The sequence below is a fragment of the Providencia sp. 2.29 genome (assembly GCF_015832305.1).
Classification (GTDB): Bacteria; Pseudomonadota; Gammaproteobacteria; order Enterobacterales; family Enterobacteriaceae; genus Providencia; species Providencia stuartii.
In genome coordinates, this window is sequence record NZ_CP065420.1 from 2053706 (window position 1) to 2070938 (window position 17233).

A 17233-nucleotide genomic window follows, 5' to 3' on the forward strand; every position below is an offset into this window, starting at 1 on the left:
ATCTCAAGATGACGATACAACAAAAACTGCAATTGTTTTGGTTTTTACCAACGCAAGGGGAAGGGCGTTATTTAGGAACTCAAAAAGGTGGTCGGGCAGTCACACTCCAATATTTACAGCAGATTGCGATTGCAGCCGATAGCCTTGGTTTTCATGGTGTCCTGATCCCGACAGGAAAAAGTTGTGAGGATCCGTGGATAACGGCGGCATCCTTACTCTCAGTCACACAAAAATTACGCTTTTTAGTCGCGGTGAGACCCGGCTTACAGTCACCGACATTGGCGGCTCGAATGACATCAACATTGGATAGGCTCTCTGATGGTCGTGTGTTAATCAATGTGGTGACAGGTGGTGATCCTGTTGAAAACAGAGGCGATGGTATTTTTTTAAATCACAGTGACAGATATAAAGTAACTAAAGAGTTCCTTGATATATACAGACGCCTTATGAGAGGGGAAGCGGTTGATTATCAGGGTGAACATATACAGGTCGAAGATGCCAGTTTGCTATTTCCTCCGGCACAACCATACGGGCCTCCTCTCTATTTTGGCGGGTCATCACCAGAAGCAATGGAGATTGCCGCTGAACAGATTGATACCTATTTAACATGGGGAGAGCCACTTGCGGAGGTTAGTGAGAAAATTAATGCGGTGAAAAGACATGCTCAAGCTAAAGGGAATCATGTGGAATTTGGTATTCGGTTGCATGTGATTGTGCGAGAGACGGAGCAAGAGGCCATTGATGCCGCCAACCGCCTTATTTCACACATTGATGATGAAACAATTGCCAAGGCGCAATCGGTCTTTTCTCGGATGGACTCCGCCGGCCAAAAACGCATGCAATCATTGCACAGCGGTTCAAAAGATAACCTTTTCATTGCCCCTAATTTATGGGCGGGGATTGGCTTGGTGCGTTCTGGGGCTGGTACAGCTTTAGTGGGCGATCCTCAGCAAGTTGTGGCACGTATCAGGGAGTACCAATCGCTTGGGATCAGCAAATTTATTTTTTCAGGGTATCCACACTTAGACGAAGCCCATCAATTTGCAGAATTAGTGATGCCGCTGTTAGTGGATAAAGAGGCCGCGCTATCACCGCAACACGTTAGGTCACTTGGTGAAACGATCGGTATCCACATGCGACCAAAGCAGGCAGTGTAGGGTAATAGCCTCACTATTTTATTCGATTCTTGCCAATAATTATTGTTGGCAATGCAACACTATTTAGCGTGTTAGGAGAGCCTTGGTGAAAAAGTTTATTTTATTGATGGTATTGTGGGTTATGTATACCTTTACCAGTTTTGCTTATTCAGAAACGAAAGTGATTAATATTGGGTATCAGAAAGCGAATATTTTAGCATTGCTTAAATATCGAGGAACGCTAGAGCCGGTATTTAAAGAATATAATGTGAATGTTCGCTGGATTGAGTTTCCAGCAGGCCCTCAAATGCTAGAAGGCTTAAATATTGGCAGTATTGACCTTGCGGCAACAGGGGATGCACCACCAATATTTGCTCAGGCGGCTCAAGCAGATTTTGTATATTTAGGCCATTCACCCAGTAACCCTCAATCAGAAGCGATTGTCGTACCTAAAAACTCGCCCATTCAATCCGTAAGTGATTTAAAAGGCAAGCGGGTTGCCTTAAATAAAGGCTCCGATGTTAACTATTTGCTAGTTGCTGCCTTACAGCGGGCCGGATTGAAATATAACGAAATAACGCCAGTTTATTTACCACCATCAGATGCCAGAGTGGCTTTTGAACAAGGTGCTGTCGATGCATGGGCGATTTGGGACCCTTTTTTAGCAGAAGTTGAAACAAGCTTGCCTGTACGTGAAATTGTGAATGGGGAAAATTTAGCTTCTCACTATACGTTTTTCCTTGCTAGTCGGCAGTTTGCTGAAAAACAACCACAATACGCTGAAGCGATTATTACGCAATTGAGCCAGCAAAGTGAGTGGGCAAATGCCAACCCGCAAGCAACGGCTGCAATTTTGTCTGCATCAACGGGTCTCGATAAAAAAATATGGTTAAAAGCGTTACAACGCACAAATTATGGTTTTATTCGTATGAGTGATAGTGCATTTTTAGAGCAACAAAATATTGCGAATATCTTCGCGAAGATACGTTTAATACCTGTTGCTATTGATGTCAAAAAGGCACAATGGAAAGTAGAAGCTAATGCAAATAAAACCTAACTTTATCAACAATAAGCCATAACAAGATAAATTTTATTAAATATTGATAAGGCGACAAAACTTATCAATAAGTGGTACTCGATTTATCTTATCAGTATTATTTTATCGGAAATAAGCCACCATTAGCCCCAAAGGTGATTTAAAACAAGAATTGTTCATACGTTCTTTCTCATAATAATCTTATTGATACTTGGGGGAATTACGTATGGACAAACTTTTAGAGCGGTTTTTTGAATATACTGCTTTTGATACACAATCAAAATTAAATGCTAAAACAATACCTAGTAGCACAGGCCAGCTAAAATTTGCTCGTGCACTGGTCAAGGAACTAAGAGAGCTCGGTTTTGAAGATGTCGCTCTTTCAGAACAGGGGTGTGTGACCGCTTGTTTATCTGCGAATGTTGATTGGGATGTTCCTACTATTGGTTTTATTTCACATTTAGACACTTCCCCGGATTGCTCTGGTAAACATGTTTCCCCCCAGATTTTAGAAAATTATCGAGGTGGTGATATTGCTTTAGGCATTGGTGATGAGGTGCTATCTCCAGTGATGTTTCCTGTATTGCATGAGATGATCGGCAAAACATTGATCATGACAGATGGTAAAACCTTACTTGGTGCGGATGATAAAGCAGGTATAGCAGAGATAATAACCGCATTTGTGCGTTTAAAGGCCAATAATGTGCCACATGGTAAAATTTGTCTTGCCTTTACTCCTGATGAAGAGATAGGGCGTGGTGCTCAATATATTGATTTAAATGTCTTTGACGCACGCTGGGCTTATACCGTTGATGGGGGGGCGGTCGGTGAACTCGAGTATGAAAACTTTAATGCCGCGAATGTAGCGATAAAAATCGTGGGTAATAATGTACACCCAGGTACGGCAAAAGGGGTGATGGTGAATGCGTTAACACTGGCAAACCGTATTCACGCTGAATTACCGAGAGAAGAAACACCGGAAAATACCGATGGTTACGAAGGTTTTTATCACCTGAACTCCATGAAGGGGACAGTTGAAAAAACAGAAATGAACTATATTATTCGTGACTTTGATAGCCAAAAATTTGAAGAGCGTAAGAAAAATATTATCCGTATTGCAGAAAAAGTAGGGCAGGGATTACACCCAAGCTGCTACATTGAACTGACTATCGATGATAGCTATTACAATATGCATAAAGAGGTAATGAAACATCCACATGTTATTGAAATAGCTCACCAAGCCATGAGAGATTGCGGTATTGAACCTATCGTGAAGCCGATTCGTGGTGGAACCGATGGCGCTCAACTGTCATACCGAGGCCTACCTTGCCCGAATATTTTTACGGGTGGCTATAACTTTCATAGTAAGCATGAATTTATTACCCAAGAGGGTATGGAGCAGGCTGTAAGCGTGATAATGCGTATTGTTGAGTTGACGGCTGAACGTGCGCGCAATTAAACCGTAGGCGTAGGCTAAGAGTCTGCACCTTATGAATTCACCATAAGGTGCAGAATGATATTATTGATTAGTCATCAAAGTACCAATAACCACTATTGATGAGCGCAGTCATTAACGCAATGAAATTCACGTCATCAATTGCATCACCAAGCTGCTGAGCATTCACCGCGTCATAACGGCATAGGCTATCTGCCGCAGCATAACAAGTCGTTTCTAAGCATTCACCATTAACAAAGAATTGATCGCCGACACGTAATGCCCTGAGGCCATTGAGTTTATACAAGGTCTCTTGCTGTGTTTTAAGCAGATCGTACACCTCATCTTGCTCATAAGGCGGCTCTGGCGGTGCAAGGTCTAGCTCATGGCGTGATTGTGAAATAAATTCACCGAGCCATTTACGGAAAAGCTCAGGGTCGTGGAGCATGGACTCCATCATTTCACGTAACTTGATTTGTTCGCCCTGCAAGATTTCAGCTGGGTTATCTCGGAATGAGAGGTCAGGGTCACTATAGCGGTAGCTCCCCAAATCATTGGAAATCAAATAATCCGCAAAGCTACTAATAAGCTCACGGGTATTCGGTGCACGGAAGCCAACAGAGTAGTTGAGAGAAGGCTCAATGGCGTAACCTTCATGTGGGAACCCAGGTGGAATATACAGAATATCCCCCGGCTCCATCTCTTCATCAATAATGGCATCGAATGGTTGCACTTGCAGAAGATCAGGGTGAGGGCAGTGTTGTTTCATCGGCACTTTTTCACCAACGCGCCAACGCCTACGACCTTCACCTTGAATGATAAAAACATCATATTGGTCTAAATGTGGGCCGACACCGCCGCCAGGAACAGAGTAGGAGATCATTAAGTCATCCATTCGCCAGTCAGACAAGACTCTAAAGGGTTTCATCAACGCCGCGCTGGGATGATGCCAATGGTCAACGGCTTGTACTAGGATAGACCAATTCTCTTCGCCTAAGTGGTCATAACTTTCAAAAGGACCATGAGCAACTTCCCATAACCCTTCTTTATGGCTGACTAAACGGCTGTCAACCTCATCTTCCATCGCCAGTCCCGCGAGTTCATCAGGCGAGATAGGATCAATAAAACGTGTAAAACCATTTTTAATGAGTAAAGGGCGTTTCTGCCAATGACTATCCAGAAAACTCTGCCAGTCAAGATTCAGTTTATAATCCATCTTATTGTCCTGCGTTAACATATCTATTGATAGTATACCTGAATTTGCCGCCATAGCAGGGGTTAAACAAGCGCGATGATCACAGATTAATTATCTTGATTCATTTCTTGCCGACGAAAAGTTACTTCCACTCGTGCACCACCGAGCGGGCTGTCACTGATCGTAATATCGCCATCATATTGGTCAATAATTTCAACGGCGATAGATAAGCCAAGGCCTTGACCGGGCCTTAAGGTATCAACACGTTGCCCCCGCGCAAAAATAAGGTTACGTTGGCTTTCGGGTACACCGGGGCCATCATCATCGACAGTGATCACCAAATGGTCATCCCCAACACGGGCGGTCACTTCGACGAACTCAAGGCAGTACTTACAGGCGTTTTCCATTATGTTGCCCATCACTTCCATAAAGTCATTCGGCTGGCCTAGCCAAGTCACTTCAGGCGAAATATCAACGGTAATCGAGACACCTTTATTTTGATAAACCTTATGTAAGGCGCTAGCAAGACTATCGAGCAAAGAGGGAACTGAGGATATCTCGCGCAACATAAGGTTATTGTCACCTTGAGCAGAAGCCCGATGCAAGTAATAACCCACTTGTTGAGAAATACGACCAATTTGCTCAAGCATCACAGGCTCTGCTTGCTCAATCGTCATCTGTTTACCTGTTCTTAGTGAGCGCAAAGTGGACTGTAAAACGGCAAGAGGGGTTTTTAGGCTATGGGTTAAATCAGAAAGCGTGGTGCGATATTTGCTATAACGCTTACGCTCGTTAGTCAGCAAATTATTTAAGTTTCGAACCAAGCCACGCAACTCATAAGGTGGATTTTCATCCAACATCTCGCGTTCACCTTTTTCTAGGCTACTAATTTGTGAAACGAGCGATTTAATGGGGCGCAAGCTCCAATAAGCGGCGAGCCAAAGTAGAGGGATCACTAAAATAAGATTAGCAAGCAGTACATAGCCAAACCATTCCCAGACTAACCCCGTTTTTTGTAAGTCCTGAGGCAATGTATCAACGACCACAATAGTCAGCGGTGGGAGATTTTCTGTCGCACCATATTGATTGACGGACACTGAGTGGGTTAGCGGCTCGTCATTATGGTTCATATCATCAAGTTTACTGTTAAATTCAGGGTTGTTTTGTAACAACAGGCGAGTTTCACCGATATCAGTGTCAATTTCATACAACCCTTCTTTTTTTAACCAATCACGGCGAATGAGGTTTTCGACGTTAGGCATTTCCCGTTGGCGCCATAGAACCTGCCCGTTTTCATTGTATATTATGATTAACGTTGGATTATTTAAGGTGAAATTAGGCGGTACGCGAATATCAATTTTGTTATTTTGCCACTGCACTAAACTATAAATAAGATTGCTTTGACTACGTAACAAGGTATAGGTCGTTTTATCAAAACTAATTAAATAGCCTAATATGGCGACAATACCATAGGAGAGCGTTAGGGCGAGGATCACCGCTGAGGTCGCACACAAAAAGCGTGCCCTCAGGGATAAAGGCTTAAATTTAAATTTCTTTAGCCGCATATTAGCCATTCACATCAAAACGATAGCCTTGCCCACGGACAGTCACTATCACGTCATTAGCATGAAACTGCTGTATTTTTTTACGTAAACGGCCCATTAACACATCAATTGTATGGCTTTCACGTAGCTCAGCATCAGGGTAGAGCTGGCGCATCAACGAATCTTTGCTAACCACTTTCCCATTGTTACGTAGCAAAGTTTCAATAATCGTGTATTCAAAAGCGGTTAATTTAACGGGTTCACCATTTACCGTGAACTCTTTTCTTGATAAATCAATGACGAAGCCATCTAATTCTAATACCTGAGAGGCGAGGCCACTATTTCTGCGCATCAGAGCTTGCATACGTGCAACCAGCTCTTCAAGATGAAAAGGCTTAGTAACATAATCATCTGCACCACTATTGAGCGCTTGGACCTTTTCTTGCCAACTTTCACGTGCAGTTAGTACCAGTACAGGAATGTTGATTTGTGTACTGCGCCAGCGCTTGATCATAGATAAACCATCTTCATCAGGTAACCCTAGGTCGACCATCGCAATATCGGGACAGCTTTCACGTAAAAAATAGTCAGCTTCTTTAGCGTCTTCGGCTGCATCGACTTGATGACCAAGCTCTTTGAGTTGAACCGTTAGGTGGTGACGAAGAAGAGCATTGTCTTCAACGATAAGAATACGCATCTAAAACCTCACATTAAAAAGAGAGAATTGCTCGATATTATTGCAACAAGAATAGCATTAGAAGCTCTATGGTAAAAAGATAAGCGCTTTACAACAAGTGATTAAGTAAACCAAAGGCAAACAAACCCAAGATATGGGCAGAAACAGTAAAAGTAGGCGGGATATTTCCTGCCTACTTTTGCTTAGAGAGAGGACTTAAAAAGGTGAAAATTATTTTAACTCATCAATAAAAGTGACAGCGTAACCAATGTAATTAGCTGGCGTCATCCCTTTCAAGCGCGTTTTTTCTTCTTCTGGAAGGGCAAGTCCGTCGATAAATTGCTGCATGCCTTCAGCCGTGACGCGTTTACCGCGAGTAAGCTCTTTAAGCTTCTCATAAGGTTTTTCAATGCCATAACGGCGCATAACGGTCTGAATAGGCTCAGCAAGTACTTCCCAGTTTTGGTCTAATTCATCGAGCAGGTGTTGCTCATTAACTTCTAATTTATTTAAACCTTTTAGGGTAGATTGATAAGCGATTAGCGAATAGCCAAGACCAACCCCCAGATTACGCAATACAGTCGAGTCAGTCAGGTCACGTTGCCAACGTGAAACCGGCAGTTTGCTCGCTAAATGGCCCAATACTGCATTCGCTAAACCTAAGTTACCCTCTGAGTTCTCAAAATCAATAGGGTTAACCTTATGTGGCATGGTTGAAGAACCAATTTCACCAGCAATGGTTTTTTGTTTGAAGTGATTCAGTGCAATGTAGCCCCAGATATCACGGTCAAAATCTAACACAATGGTATTAAAGCGTGCGACACAATCGAACAGCTCGGCAATATAATCATGCGGCTCGATTTGCGTGGTGAATGGGTTCCAAGTAATACCTAAAGAAGTGACAAATGTTTCGCTAAACTCGTGCCAGTTAACTTCTGGGTAAGCTGCGATATGCGCATTATAGTTACCAACCGCACCATTAATTTTACCTAAGATCTCAACTTGCTCTAACTGATGGTATTGGCGCTCCATACGGTAAGCAACGTTCGCAAACTCTTTACCGATTGTTGACGGTGTTGCCGGTTGACCATGGGTACGTGACAGCAAAGGTAGGTGACGATATTCCTGAGCCATTGCTTTAACTTTGTCAATAATTTGACGCCATTGTGGCAGTAGCACTTCTTCTCGCGCTGTTTTTAGCATCAGCGCATGAGATAAGTTGTTAATGTCTTCAGAAGTACAGGCAAAGTGAATAAATTCAGAAACAGCGTGTAATGCAGGTACCTGCGCCACTTTTTCTTTTAGAAAGTACTCGACGGCTTTCACATCATGGTTAGTTGTACGCTCGATCTCTTTAATGCGCATAGCATCTTTTTCGCTGAAGTTCGCAACAATTGCATCTAGGTAAGCGTTTGCGTCATCATCAAATGATGGAACTTCTTTGATTTGAGCGGTTGCCGCCAGTTTTTGTAGCCAGCGAACTTCAACTTGCACGCGAAATTTCAGTAAGCCAAACTCACTAAAAATAGTGCGTAGTGCGCTGACTTTATCACCGTAACGGCCGTCAATCGGGGATACAGCGGTCAGTGAGGATAATTCCATTGGTAGCAACTCCAAATTTTAAAAGTGAGACAGAATTTCTTTCGCCTGATTACTCAGACGGCTTCGGGAAAACATTAATTGCAGACGACTTCCCCCAACTTGCTGCCAGAGTACAGCACTACGGATACCACTGAGCAAAAGTGTTCTGACTTTCGCTTGAACCAGTGAATTTTTTAAAATATCAGGGGAGCCAGTCACTTGAATCCGAGGGCCTAGTGGACTAATTACATCCACGTAGATCCCCGCTAATGCGTTAAAAACACCGTCAGACATAGGGTCAAAATAGCTTGCTTGACGCTCAAACTGTTCGATTCGTTGCCCGAGCTTATCCATAGCTTGTTGATTCTTATTGAGGCGGCGTTCTAGTACGATAATACTGAGCATATAGCGGGTCACTTCAGCGGATAATGCGCTTGCGTTATTGCCGCCAGATAGCATGCCAAGCATCGCACCAAGACCTGTTTTTAGGTTGACAGGGTCATTCCCATAAACATCGATGGTGGAAGATGGATTCATGTTGGTTAAGCTATTGACCATGACTTCAAGATCATGGTCGTTACAACTACCTTCTTGTGCAAGTTTTTGAACCATGTAACTGGCTTGGCAGATGCCCGCGAGCGCAAGTGTAATATCGCGATAATTTTTAGCCACAACTACTCCTGAATACGAGATTCGATAATACCGCCACCTAGACACACTTCATCAAGGTAAAATACGGCTGATTGACCTGGAGTCACTGCTGCAACAGGGTAATCAAAAATAACTTCAACTTTCCCGTCATTAAGTGGCGTGACAGTACAGGGGATGTCAGCTTGACGATAGCGGGTTTTGACAGCACAACGTAATGTTTGTGTTAAAGGCTCTCTGTCGACCCAATCTAATTGTTGGGCGATCAAACCTGTTGACATCAGACGAGGATGTTCATGCCCTTGTGCAACAATTAGGCGATTATTTTCAACGTCTTTATCGACAACGTACCAAGGTTCATCCGAGCCTTCTTTCATACCACCAATACCCAGCCCTTTACGTTGGCCTAGCGTGTGGTACATCAAACCTTCGTGTTGACCAATGGTTTCACCATCAACGGTCACAATAGGGCCTGGTTGTGCAGGTAAATAGCGCCCAAGGAAATCACGGAATTTACGCTCACCAATAAAGCAAATCCCCGTAGAGTCTTTTTTCTTTGCGGTGACTAAACCGACTTCTTCTGCAATACGGCGGACTTCTGGTTTCTCTAATTCACCAACAGGGAATAGGCTTTTAGCAATTTGCGCATAGCTGAGGGTATAGAGAAAATAGCTTTGGTCTTTATTGTTATCTAAGCCTCGAAGCAATTGGCTTTTACCATTCACATCGCGGCGGCGCACATAATGGCCCGTTGCGATATAGTCGGCACCGAGATCTTCTGCGGCAAATTCAAGGAAGGCTTTGAATTTGATCTCTTTGTTACACAAAATATCAGGATTTGGCGTACGGCCTGCTTTGTACTCGGACAAAAAGTGTTCAAACACATTATCCCAATATTCTGCTGCAAAATTAATGGTATGAAGTTCAATGCCTAATTTATCGCAAACAGATTGTGCATCAGCAAGATCGGTCGCGGCGGAACAATACTCTTCGTCATCATCCTCTTCCCAGTTTTTCATGAACAGACCAACAACCTGATACCCTTGCTGTTGAAGCAAATAAGCTGAAACGGATGAGTCTACACCTCCGGACATACCGACGATGACTTTTTTTTGGCTGTTATCTGACATGGAATACTCTCACTGCGGAAAAATTAAGCCCCATACTTTACCATGTTGTACCCTTGTTACGCCAGCGTTAGCAGGGGGAATATTCTAATCATGATTTCTGCTCGAAATGGGTATTGGCATACCCGCAAACGATAAGTATCTGTTAGCGCTTAGAGCCAGCCTTGTTGTGACACAACATGAATCAGCCAAAGTGCTCCCCAAATGCGGATAACACATCAAGTGGATATTGAGTGCCTTCGAGAAAACAACGTATGCTTTCGGCGACAAGCGGTGAACGCAAGCAATCACTGTTCAAAATATCCTGCGCGCTCACCCAATGGCAGCAAGTGATATCGCTATCTTGTGGCTGGGTATCACAACGCTCAGGCAGTTCCAATGCAAAGAGAAAGCGAATAAAGGGGGTGTTATCGGGAGCTATCCATTGGTGAATTTTAAGCAGTTTTTGCGGTCGCCCTTTAATGCCCGTTTCTTCGAATAATTCACGTTCAGCAGCGGCTAATAGTGTTTCATCTGCTTCTAGGTGACCTGCGGGTTGGTTCCACGTCGGTTTGCCATTAACCCATTCTTCAACAACCAAAAACTTATCCTTCGCATGGACAATCGTTGCGACAGTAACATGAGGTTTAAACAAGAGTGATCTCCTTCCATTCACCAGGTGCTAAATTATTAAGAGTATACTCACCAATTTGATAGCGAATTAGCCGCAAAGTCGGATAACCAATATGCGCCGTCATGCGCCTAACTTGACGATTTCTTCCTTCACTAAGTGTGATTTTTAGCCAGCTAGTCGGGATGTTCTTACGTTCACGAATTGGTGGGGTTCTCGGCCATAACCAATCAGGTTCATTGACTCGTTCTATACCAGCAGGGCGTGTCGGACCATCTTTAAGAGTCAGACCTTGGCGAAATTTCACAAGAGCCGCGTCATCAGGGATACCTTCAACTTGCGCATAATAGACTTTATTAGTGTTTTTTTGCGGTTGTGTTAAACGCGCTTGTAATTTCCCATCATTAGTCAAAATGAGTAATCCTTCGCTGTCACGATCTAACCTGCCAGCCGCATAAACATCGGTTATTGGAATATATTTTTTTAGGGTATCTCGGCCTTGCTCATCGGTAAACTGCGGTAATACATCGAAAGGTTTATTAAATAAGATCACTTTACGCGACGTAAGGGGCTTAGATTGAGTCCGAGATGACAATGAAGAACGAAAATGCTCAGAGGTGGCTTTTGACCCAAACTTGCGCGGCGCTTTCTTACTGGCTGGTGGTCTAGCTTTATAATTCGATGTAGACATGAGAATCCATTTTAACAGATTAACTAAATATTGATAAAAACAGGCCAACAAAATGTTGGCTGAGCTTTCAGTGTAGTTGATTTTTAAGAAAAATGACACAAAAGAGCAAGGAGGGAGATGAGGTTTATTGTCAATCACAAAGAGAAGATAAAAAATGTCATTTAAAGAGGGCATTTAAAAAAGTTCAAAATGAAAGATATAAAAGTATAAGGAGACGGAGATAGTTTATTATTTATTAAGCTTGAGAATAATTTTTATATTTAAAGTTGTATCTCTATCTAGAGATGTTAATTTTATACATCTAAGGCGCATGAGCTTATCTTATTGATAAACTTAATAGAAGAATAATAGAGATTATTTTTATCAGTGGTTATTAATTAAAAAAAACAAATAATATAATAAAAAACTTTAAAATCATTAAATCTGTTAAAACCTATTAATTTACAATGATAAATTGCTTTAATAAACCTAGTTTATGTGAGCAAAACGAATTTTTCTTAATAGCATTTAAGATAAACTGCAAATAGTCTCTTTTTTCAACAACTATTCATTTATTCACTAAATCATCGAAGCAACATCTTGGTTACGTAATTTCTTTAAGATTAGGCTTTTATCGTACCTTGTTGATTTAATGGGAAATGTGTTAACTAAATCAACAAAAAATGTGAGTCAGTCAGTACGTTTAATGCGATCCGCATAAAACCTTGAACGACTAACCATTGGCGTTAGAGAAAGTTTGAAGTAGTATTGACAGGTCTCTTACAAAAAATTAACAAGCAAATGCGCAAGTGAAAGGAGAGGTTAATGGAAAGCAAAGTAGTAGTTCCGGCAGAAGGCGCTAAAATTACCATTGATGCTAAAGGCAAACTGAATGTTCCGAACAACCCGATCATTCCTTACATCGAAGGTGATGGTATTGGTGTTGATGTGACGCCAGCGATGTTGAAAGTGGTTGATGCAGCAGTTAAAAAAGCCTACAACGGCGAGCGCAAGATTTCTTGGATGGAAATCTATACCGGCGAAAAATCTACTCAAGTTTATGGTAAAGATGTTTGGTTACCGCAAGAAACTCTCGATTTAATCCGTGATTACCGTGTTTCAATTAAAGGCCCTCTGACAACCCCAGTTGGCGGTGGTATTCGTTCTTTGAACGTAGCGCTACGTCAACAACTCGACCTCTATATCTGTCTACGCCCTGTGCGTTACTATAAAGGTACGCCAAGTCCTGTTAAGCAACCTGAACTCACTGATATGGTTATCTTCCGCGAAAACTCAGAAGATATCTATGCGGGTATTGAATGGAAAGCAGGTAGCGCAGAAGCAGATAAAGTCATTAATTTCCTGAAAAATGAAATGGGTGTAACTAAGATCCGTTTCCCAGAAAATTGTGGTATTGGCGTTAAACCTTGCTCAGAAGAAGGAACAAAACGTCTAGTTCGTGCTGCGATTGAATATGCTATCGATAACGGTCGTGATTCAGTGACTTTGGTTCATAAAGGCAACATTATGAAGTTCACTGAAGGTGCCTTTAAAGATTGGGGTTACCAACTGGCATTAGAAGAGTTCGGTGGTGAGCTACTTGATGGCGGCCCATGGGTGAAAATTAAGAATCCAAAAAATGGCAAAGACATCATTATCAAAGATGTGATTGCTGATGCGTTCTTACAACAAATTCTTCTGCGCCCAGCGGAATATGATGTTATCGCATGTATGAACCTAAATGGTGACTATATTTCTGATGCATTGGCGGCACAAGTTGGTGGTATCGGTATCGCTCCAGGTGCAAACATTGGTTCAGAATGTGCACTGTTTGAAGCAACACATGGTACAGCACCTAAGTATGCAGGTCAGGATAAAGTGAACCCAGGTTCAATTATTCTTTCCGCAGAGATGATGTTACGTCACATGGGCTGGACAGAAGCCGCTGACCTAATCGTTAAAGGTATGGAAGGCGCAATCGAAGCTAAGACTGTAACCTATGACTTCGAACGTCTGATGGATGGCGCTAAATTACTGAAATGTAGCGAATTCGGCGACGCAATCATTAAACACATGTAATTTATTACGTGATGTGATTAATAACGGGAGCCTAAACACTCCCGTTTTATTTTGCCTAAAAAATTCTTCTGCAAAACTCCTGCAAAACTCTTCTGCAAAACAAGCTACAAAATAATCGTTATTTTATAGCTAAAACCTGCCAATTCTTTCCTCTGTCGTCATGATATTTATCGGTCATTGCTTGGCTCTTATGTCCCAATAATGTTTTAGTATCGATGCCTTGATCTCTATATAACCTTTCCGATAAAGAACGTTGTTCATGAAAACTTGGCGGGGTTCCATCTTCCCACTTCAAATCAGTCTGATCCCTAATTCTCTGAAATAATGTTGTGATTGCATTACTTGAAACTTGTCCGCCACGTTTAGCCTGTGAGGTCGTGTGGTGATAATGAAGTATATAAGGGCTAACGATTAGATCCCGGCATCGAGCAATAACATCTCTTAATGAGTATCCCAATTTTTCACAATGTAATGAGAGGGGAATTGCAATTTTAGAGCCTGTTTTTTCTTGAATAATATGTAAATGGTCATCCCAGACATCATCAAACCTCATTTTTGCAATATCACCCAAACGCTGGCCAGTTATGACCGCTAATAGCATTGCATTTTGCAAATAACGTTGCGTTTTTTCAGCCTCATTAAAGATCACCAGCCATTCATCAAAGTCTAATCGCTGGCGCTTAATTCTATTCATTGGCAACTTTGTTGCTTGTGCGGGGTTGTATCCTGGTGGAACTTCGCCGGCATGTTGCGCTTCTTTAAATACATCGACTAAAACCATTCTAACGACTTGGGCCATTCTTGTTTGCCCACGCTCTTTGTATTCATCAACGATGGATGCTATGTCTCTAACATCTATTTCTGAAATAATTTGGTTACCACATGCTTGGCGAAAAGCTTCAACTGGCGCTATTTTTTGTTTATATGTATTGAGCTTTATTTCGCCATATTCCATGCGTTCTTTTTGTATTTTTAAAAACTGATTTAGCCATGTATGGACCGTAATCCCTTTTTTTAGCTTTCGGCTAATTTCATCCTTGGCTTTAATTAACTGGTTCATTTTTGCTTCAGCTAACCGAGAGTTTGCTTCAATCGCAATTGCTTTTGCTGCGCTTTCATCTGTGCCTAGCCCGTGAAACTTGCCAGTGATAGGGTGCTTATAACGCCAGTACACTTTCTTTGTTCTGGCGTCAATGTAGCAAGATAAGCCCGGTATGTTGATATTGTATTTACGTGGACGAGCCATCCTCTAATATCCTCAGTAATCGCGGATCGTCATTTTGCTTGATTGTCGGTTTGCTATTCATTCCAATAAATCTTGCATTTGTGTCGACTCGCCAACAACGGCCAGCTTTAAATGGCTGGGGTGATATCATGCCGTTTTTTGCGTAACGTATTAATGTTTGATAACTAGGCACGGGCGCTTCAAATTCTTCCTGAGCCCAAGTTTTCAATGTTTTTGTACGTGTCACAGTAAATACCTCCACACATCTGCCGCATACAGATTTAAATATCGTCGTTAACTGGTTTAATTAAATGCTGGTGGATAATAGACACATACTTAGCTTGATGAATTGCATCAGCCAAAGCATTGTGTTGCTCACCCTCAAAGGCTAATGTCCGCTTAGGATCAATACCAGCACTACGACCAAGCTCTACAATCGTGCGAACATCTCGATTATTCCAGAATTTCCAGAACGGATTAAAATCACATGCAGCATAAGCACTAGCTAGGACAACATTGTCAAAATCGCTACCGTTACCCCATACACATACATTGTCAGTTAAATGTTCTTCAGCGAAAGCGGATAGGGCGAGTAATGCTGATTGAATGGTTCCAGCATCCTCATCAACAATAGCAGCTCTAGCTTCACTACTTTGCCTCATCCACCACAGCACTGTATCAGCACCAATATGCATGCCGAGCTTTTCGCAACTAACCAGATCAACAGTCAAATAGAACTCGGGACCTAATTCACCCGTTGACGGCTCAAAAGCTACTGCACCAATCGAGACAATAGCCGCATTACTTTTGTTGCTCATAGTTTCCAGATCTAACATTAAGTGTTTATATTTCATTAAATTTCACCTTAAAAGTTTAGCCACAGACATTCGGTACGTTTTACAGAACCTGCGTGTCCATTTGCTGCTGTTGTCTTTGCTTCTTTTCGCCAGCTCGAGAGTTGGCTGTTATATAGATCGTTGTCATAACCACAAATAATAACTTTTCCTGAAAGCTGGCCAGCGACGGTTATTAATTGCTGGTGTCCCCATTCATCCATTTCGTACCGATATGTTTCGCTTCTCATGCTCCTTGTTTCATGTAAATAGGGTGGATCGATAAAATGCAATGTGCTGGTGGTATCATGGTCTTTCATGCACTGAACAGCGTCACGATTTTCAATTAATACCCCTTGTAATCTGTCTACTACAGCGAGTAGGTTTTCTGGTGCCCGTGTCCATATTTTTTGTGCTGTTGCTGAATTACGTTTAGTGTCTAATCTAAAACCTGTTTTGCCTTTTGTTGCACCGGCACTACCAAAACCCATAGTGGCACGCACAATTGTTTTGCGTGCTCGTTCAATAGGACAATCTGAATCATCATAAGCACAATTAAACTCGGTGCGTGAATAGGGCGTTAATAAGCAAGCATCGATAAGTTTCTCAGCTTGGTCTTTATCACGTAGAACGCGAAACAGATTTACTATTTCATCATCTAGATCGTTATAAACTTCAGCTTCCGAGCGAGGTTTACGTAAAAGAACCGATGCAGCACCACCGAAAGGCTCAACATAACAACGATGATCAGGAAAGTGGCCTATCACCCAAGAGGCAAGCCGAAACTTGCCGCCATGGTAGCGAATAACTGGGTGCTTTATATTATTCATAATCACACTCGCTTAAACTCAATAACCCATACCCACGGATTACTTTCAAAATTACAGTCAGGTTTACTAACTGAATCCCATAAGTGACGAAACCAACAAAACGCATCAGTACTACCGCCAGTTAACGCCCTTTCCAGCGGGTATCCCTCGGCTTTAAAATCATCGTCGCTAGCTGCTTGCAAGCGCTCTACTCGAACATCAGTAATTTCTAGTGTGATACGTGAAGCCCAGCGCGGCATGTGGATAGATGGGGTCCACTTAATTTCCTCAAGCCATCCTTCTTCTAAATCAGAGGGTTTATGCGTAGCTTTGTATGCAATTGTTGATTTAGTGCATAACCCTGCTTTAAATGTTTCACGAACCCAAAGGCGATCGCCAACTCCACCGTGTGGACAGGCTATTCCAGCAATGCCAGCCCATATCCCTTCGTTATCCTGCATCATATCTTCGATATTAATCATGGACTGACATATATTACTAGGCCACGATAAGCCACCGTTTTCATTTGTTTTTGGCTGCGGCTTCATGATTCTGCGTGTTTGAGTTTTACGGCCATCAAGGATGGCGCGTACCATTTCTGAGTTAAAAATAATTCCGCGCTCTTTCAT

Annotated in this window: 17 protein-coding genes; 4 read left to right on the top strand and 13 right to left on the bottom strand. The window is 42.3% G+C overall.

Annotation, left to right across the window (positions count from 1 at the left end; all coding sequences use genetic code 11):
- Positions 1 to 8 precede the first annotated feature (8 nt).
- From ssuD to pepT, 3 genes are all read left to right on the top strand, one after another.
- A complete protein-coding gene (gene ssuD / locus I3B46_RS09285; protein WP_104873542.1) occupies positions 9 to 1157 on the top strand; it encodes an FMNH2-dependent alkanesulfonate monooxygenase in 1149 nt (382 codons plus the stop codon).
- A gap of 106 nt (positions 1158 to 1263) precedes the next feature.
- On the top strand, positions 1264 to 2193 hold the full coding sequence (locus tag I3B46_RS09290) for a sulfonate ABC transporter substrate-binding protein (protein ID WP_104873647.1): 930 nt from the start codon (positions 1264 to 1266) through the stop codon (positions 2191 to 2193).
- A 205-nt stretch (positions 2194 to 2398) separates the two neighbouring features.
- Positions 2399 to 3631 (top strand): peptidase T, encoded by a 1233-nt coding sequence (pepT, locus tag I3B46_RS09295; protein ID WP_004920791.1) that lies wholly within the window; start codon positions 2399 to 2401, stop codon positions 3629 to 3631.
- 67 nt (positions 3632 to 3698) lie between these two features.
- Here the strand turns inward: pepT and I3B46_RS09300 are convergent, their stop codons facing one another.
- The 8 genes from I3B46_RS09300 to rluE all read right to left on the bottom strand — a co-directional run bounded on the left by I3B46_RS09300 (position 3699) and on the right by rluE (position 11679).
- Positions 3699 to 4823, bottom strand: coding sequence for a ribosomal protein uL16 3-hydroxylase (locus I3B46_RS09300; RefSeq protein ID WP_036940747.1), 1125 nt, complete (start codon positions 4821 to 4823; stop codon positions 3699 to 3701).
- 86 nt (positions 4824 to 4909) lie between these two features.
- Positions 4910 to 6367, bottom strand: coding sequence for a two-component system sensor histidine kinase PhoQ (phoQ, locus tag I3B46_RS09305; RefSeq protein WP_196993179.1), 1458 nt, complete (start codon positions 6365 to 6367; stop codon positions 4910 to 4912).
- Position 6368: 1 nt separating this feature from the next.
- Complete coding sequence (gene phoP / locus I3B46_RS09310; RefSeq protein ID WP_004920785.1) at positions 6369 to 7043, bottom strand: two-component system response regulator PhoP; 675 nt, start codon at positions 7041 to 7043, stop codon at positions 6369 to 6371.
- Positions 7044 to 7253: 210 nt separating this feature from the next.
- Positions 7254 to 8624, bottom strand: coding sequence for an adenylosuccinate lyase (purB, locus tag I3B46_RS09315; protein WP_104873541.1), 1371 nt, complete (start codon positions 8622 to 8624; stop codon positions 7254 to 7256).
- A gap of 18 nt (positions 8625 to 8642) precedes the next feature.
- Positions 8643 to 9275: a high frequency lysogenization protein HflD gene (hflD, locus tag I3B46_RS09320; protein ID WP_004920781.1), complete on the bottom strand. Its 633-nt coding sequence runs from the start codon at positions 9273 to 9275 to the stop codon at positions 8643 to 8645.
- A 2-nt stretch (positions 9276 to 9277) separates the two neighbouring features.
- Positions 9278 to 10381 carry a tRNA 2-thiouridine(34) synthase MnmA gene (mnmA, locus tag I3B46_RS09325; protein ID WP_004920779.1) on the bottom strand — a complete coding sequence of 368 codons (1104 nt, stop codon included), beginning with the start codon at positions 10379 to 10381 and terminating at the stop codon, positions 9278 to 9280.
- A gap of 181 nt (positions 10382 to 10562) precedes the next feature.
- The gene (locus I3B46_RS09330; protein ID WP_072502355.1) at positions 10563 to 11012 is read right to left on the bottom strand and encodes an NUDIX domain-containing protein; all 450 of its coding nucleotides are present in this window, start codon (positions 11010 to 11012) and stop codon (positions 10563 to 10565) included.
- Entirely contained in the window at positions 11005 to 11679 is a 675-nt protein-coding gene (rluE, locus tag I3B46_RS09335) for a 23S rRNA pseudouridine(2457) synthase RluE (protein ID WP_014656147.1), read from the bottom strand. Before rluE ends, I3B46_RS09330 begins: the two co-directional genes overlap by 8 nt.
- A gap of 804 nt (positions 11680 to 12483) precedes the next feature.
- Between rluE and icd the strand changes: the two genes are divergently transcribed.
- On the top strand, positions 12484 to 13737 hold the full coding sequence (gene icd / locus I3B46_RS09340) for an NADP-dependent isocitrate dehydrogenase (RefSeq protein ID WP_036940731.1): 1254 nt from the start codon (positions 12484 to 12486) through the stop codon (positions 13735 to 13737).
- Between the two features lie 118 nt (positions 13738 to 13855).
- On the opposite strand, the gene I3B46_RS09345 is transcribed toward icd, so the two are convergent.
- From I3B46_RS09345 to I3B46_RS09365, 5 genes are read right to left on the bottom strand one after another with little or no spacing between them, the layout of a single operon-like run.
- On the bottom strand, positions 13856 to 14983 hold the full coding sequence (locus tag I3B46_RS09345) for a phage integrase Arm DNA-binding domain-containing protein (RefSeq protein WP_036940728.1): 1128 nt from the start codon (positions 14981 to 14983) through the stop codon (positions 13856 to 13858).
- Positions 14967 to 15209 (bottom strand): excisionase, encoded by a 243-nt coding sequence (locus I3B46_RS09350; RefSeq protein WP_036940725.1) that lies wholly within the window; start codon positions 15207 to 15209, stop codon positions 14967 to 14969. The genes I3B46_RS09345 and I3B46_RS09350 overlap by 17 nt, the downstream gene beginning before the upstream one ends.
- A gap of 34 nt (positions 15210 to 15243) precedes the next feature.
- Positions 15244 to 15816 (bottom strand): 3'-5' exonuclease, encoded by a 573-nt coding sequence (locus tag I3B46_RS09355; protein WP_196993180.1) that lies wholly within the window; start codon positions 15814 to 15816, stop codon positions 15244 to 15246.
- Positions 15817 to 15827: 11 nt separating this feature from the next.
- Complete coding sequence (locus I3B46_RS09360; protein WP_196993181.1) at positions 15828 to 16625, bottom strand: DNA adenine methylase; 798 nt, start codon at positions 16623 to 16625, stop codon at positions 15828 to 15830.
- A gap of 2 nt (positions 16626 to 16627) precedes the next feature.
- A complete protein-coding gene (locus I3B46_RS09365) occupies positions 16628 to 17233 on the bottom strand; it encodes a hypothetical protein (RefSeq protein ID WP_196993182.1) in 606 nt (201 codons plus the stop codon).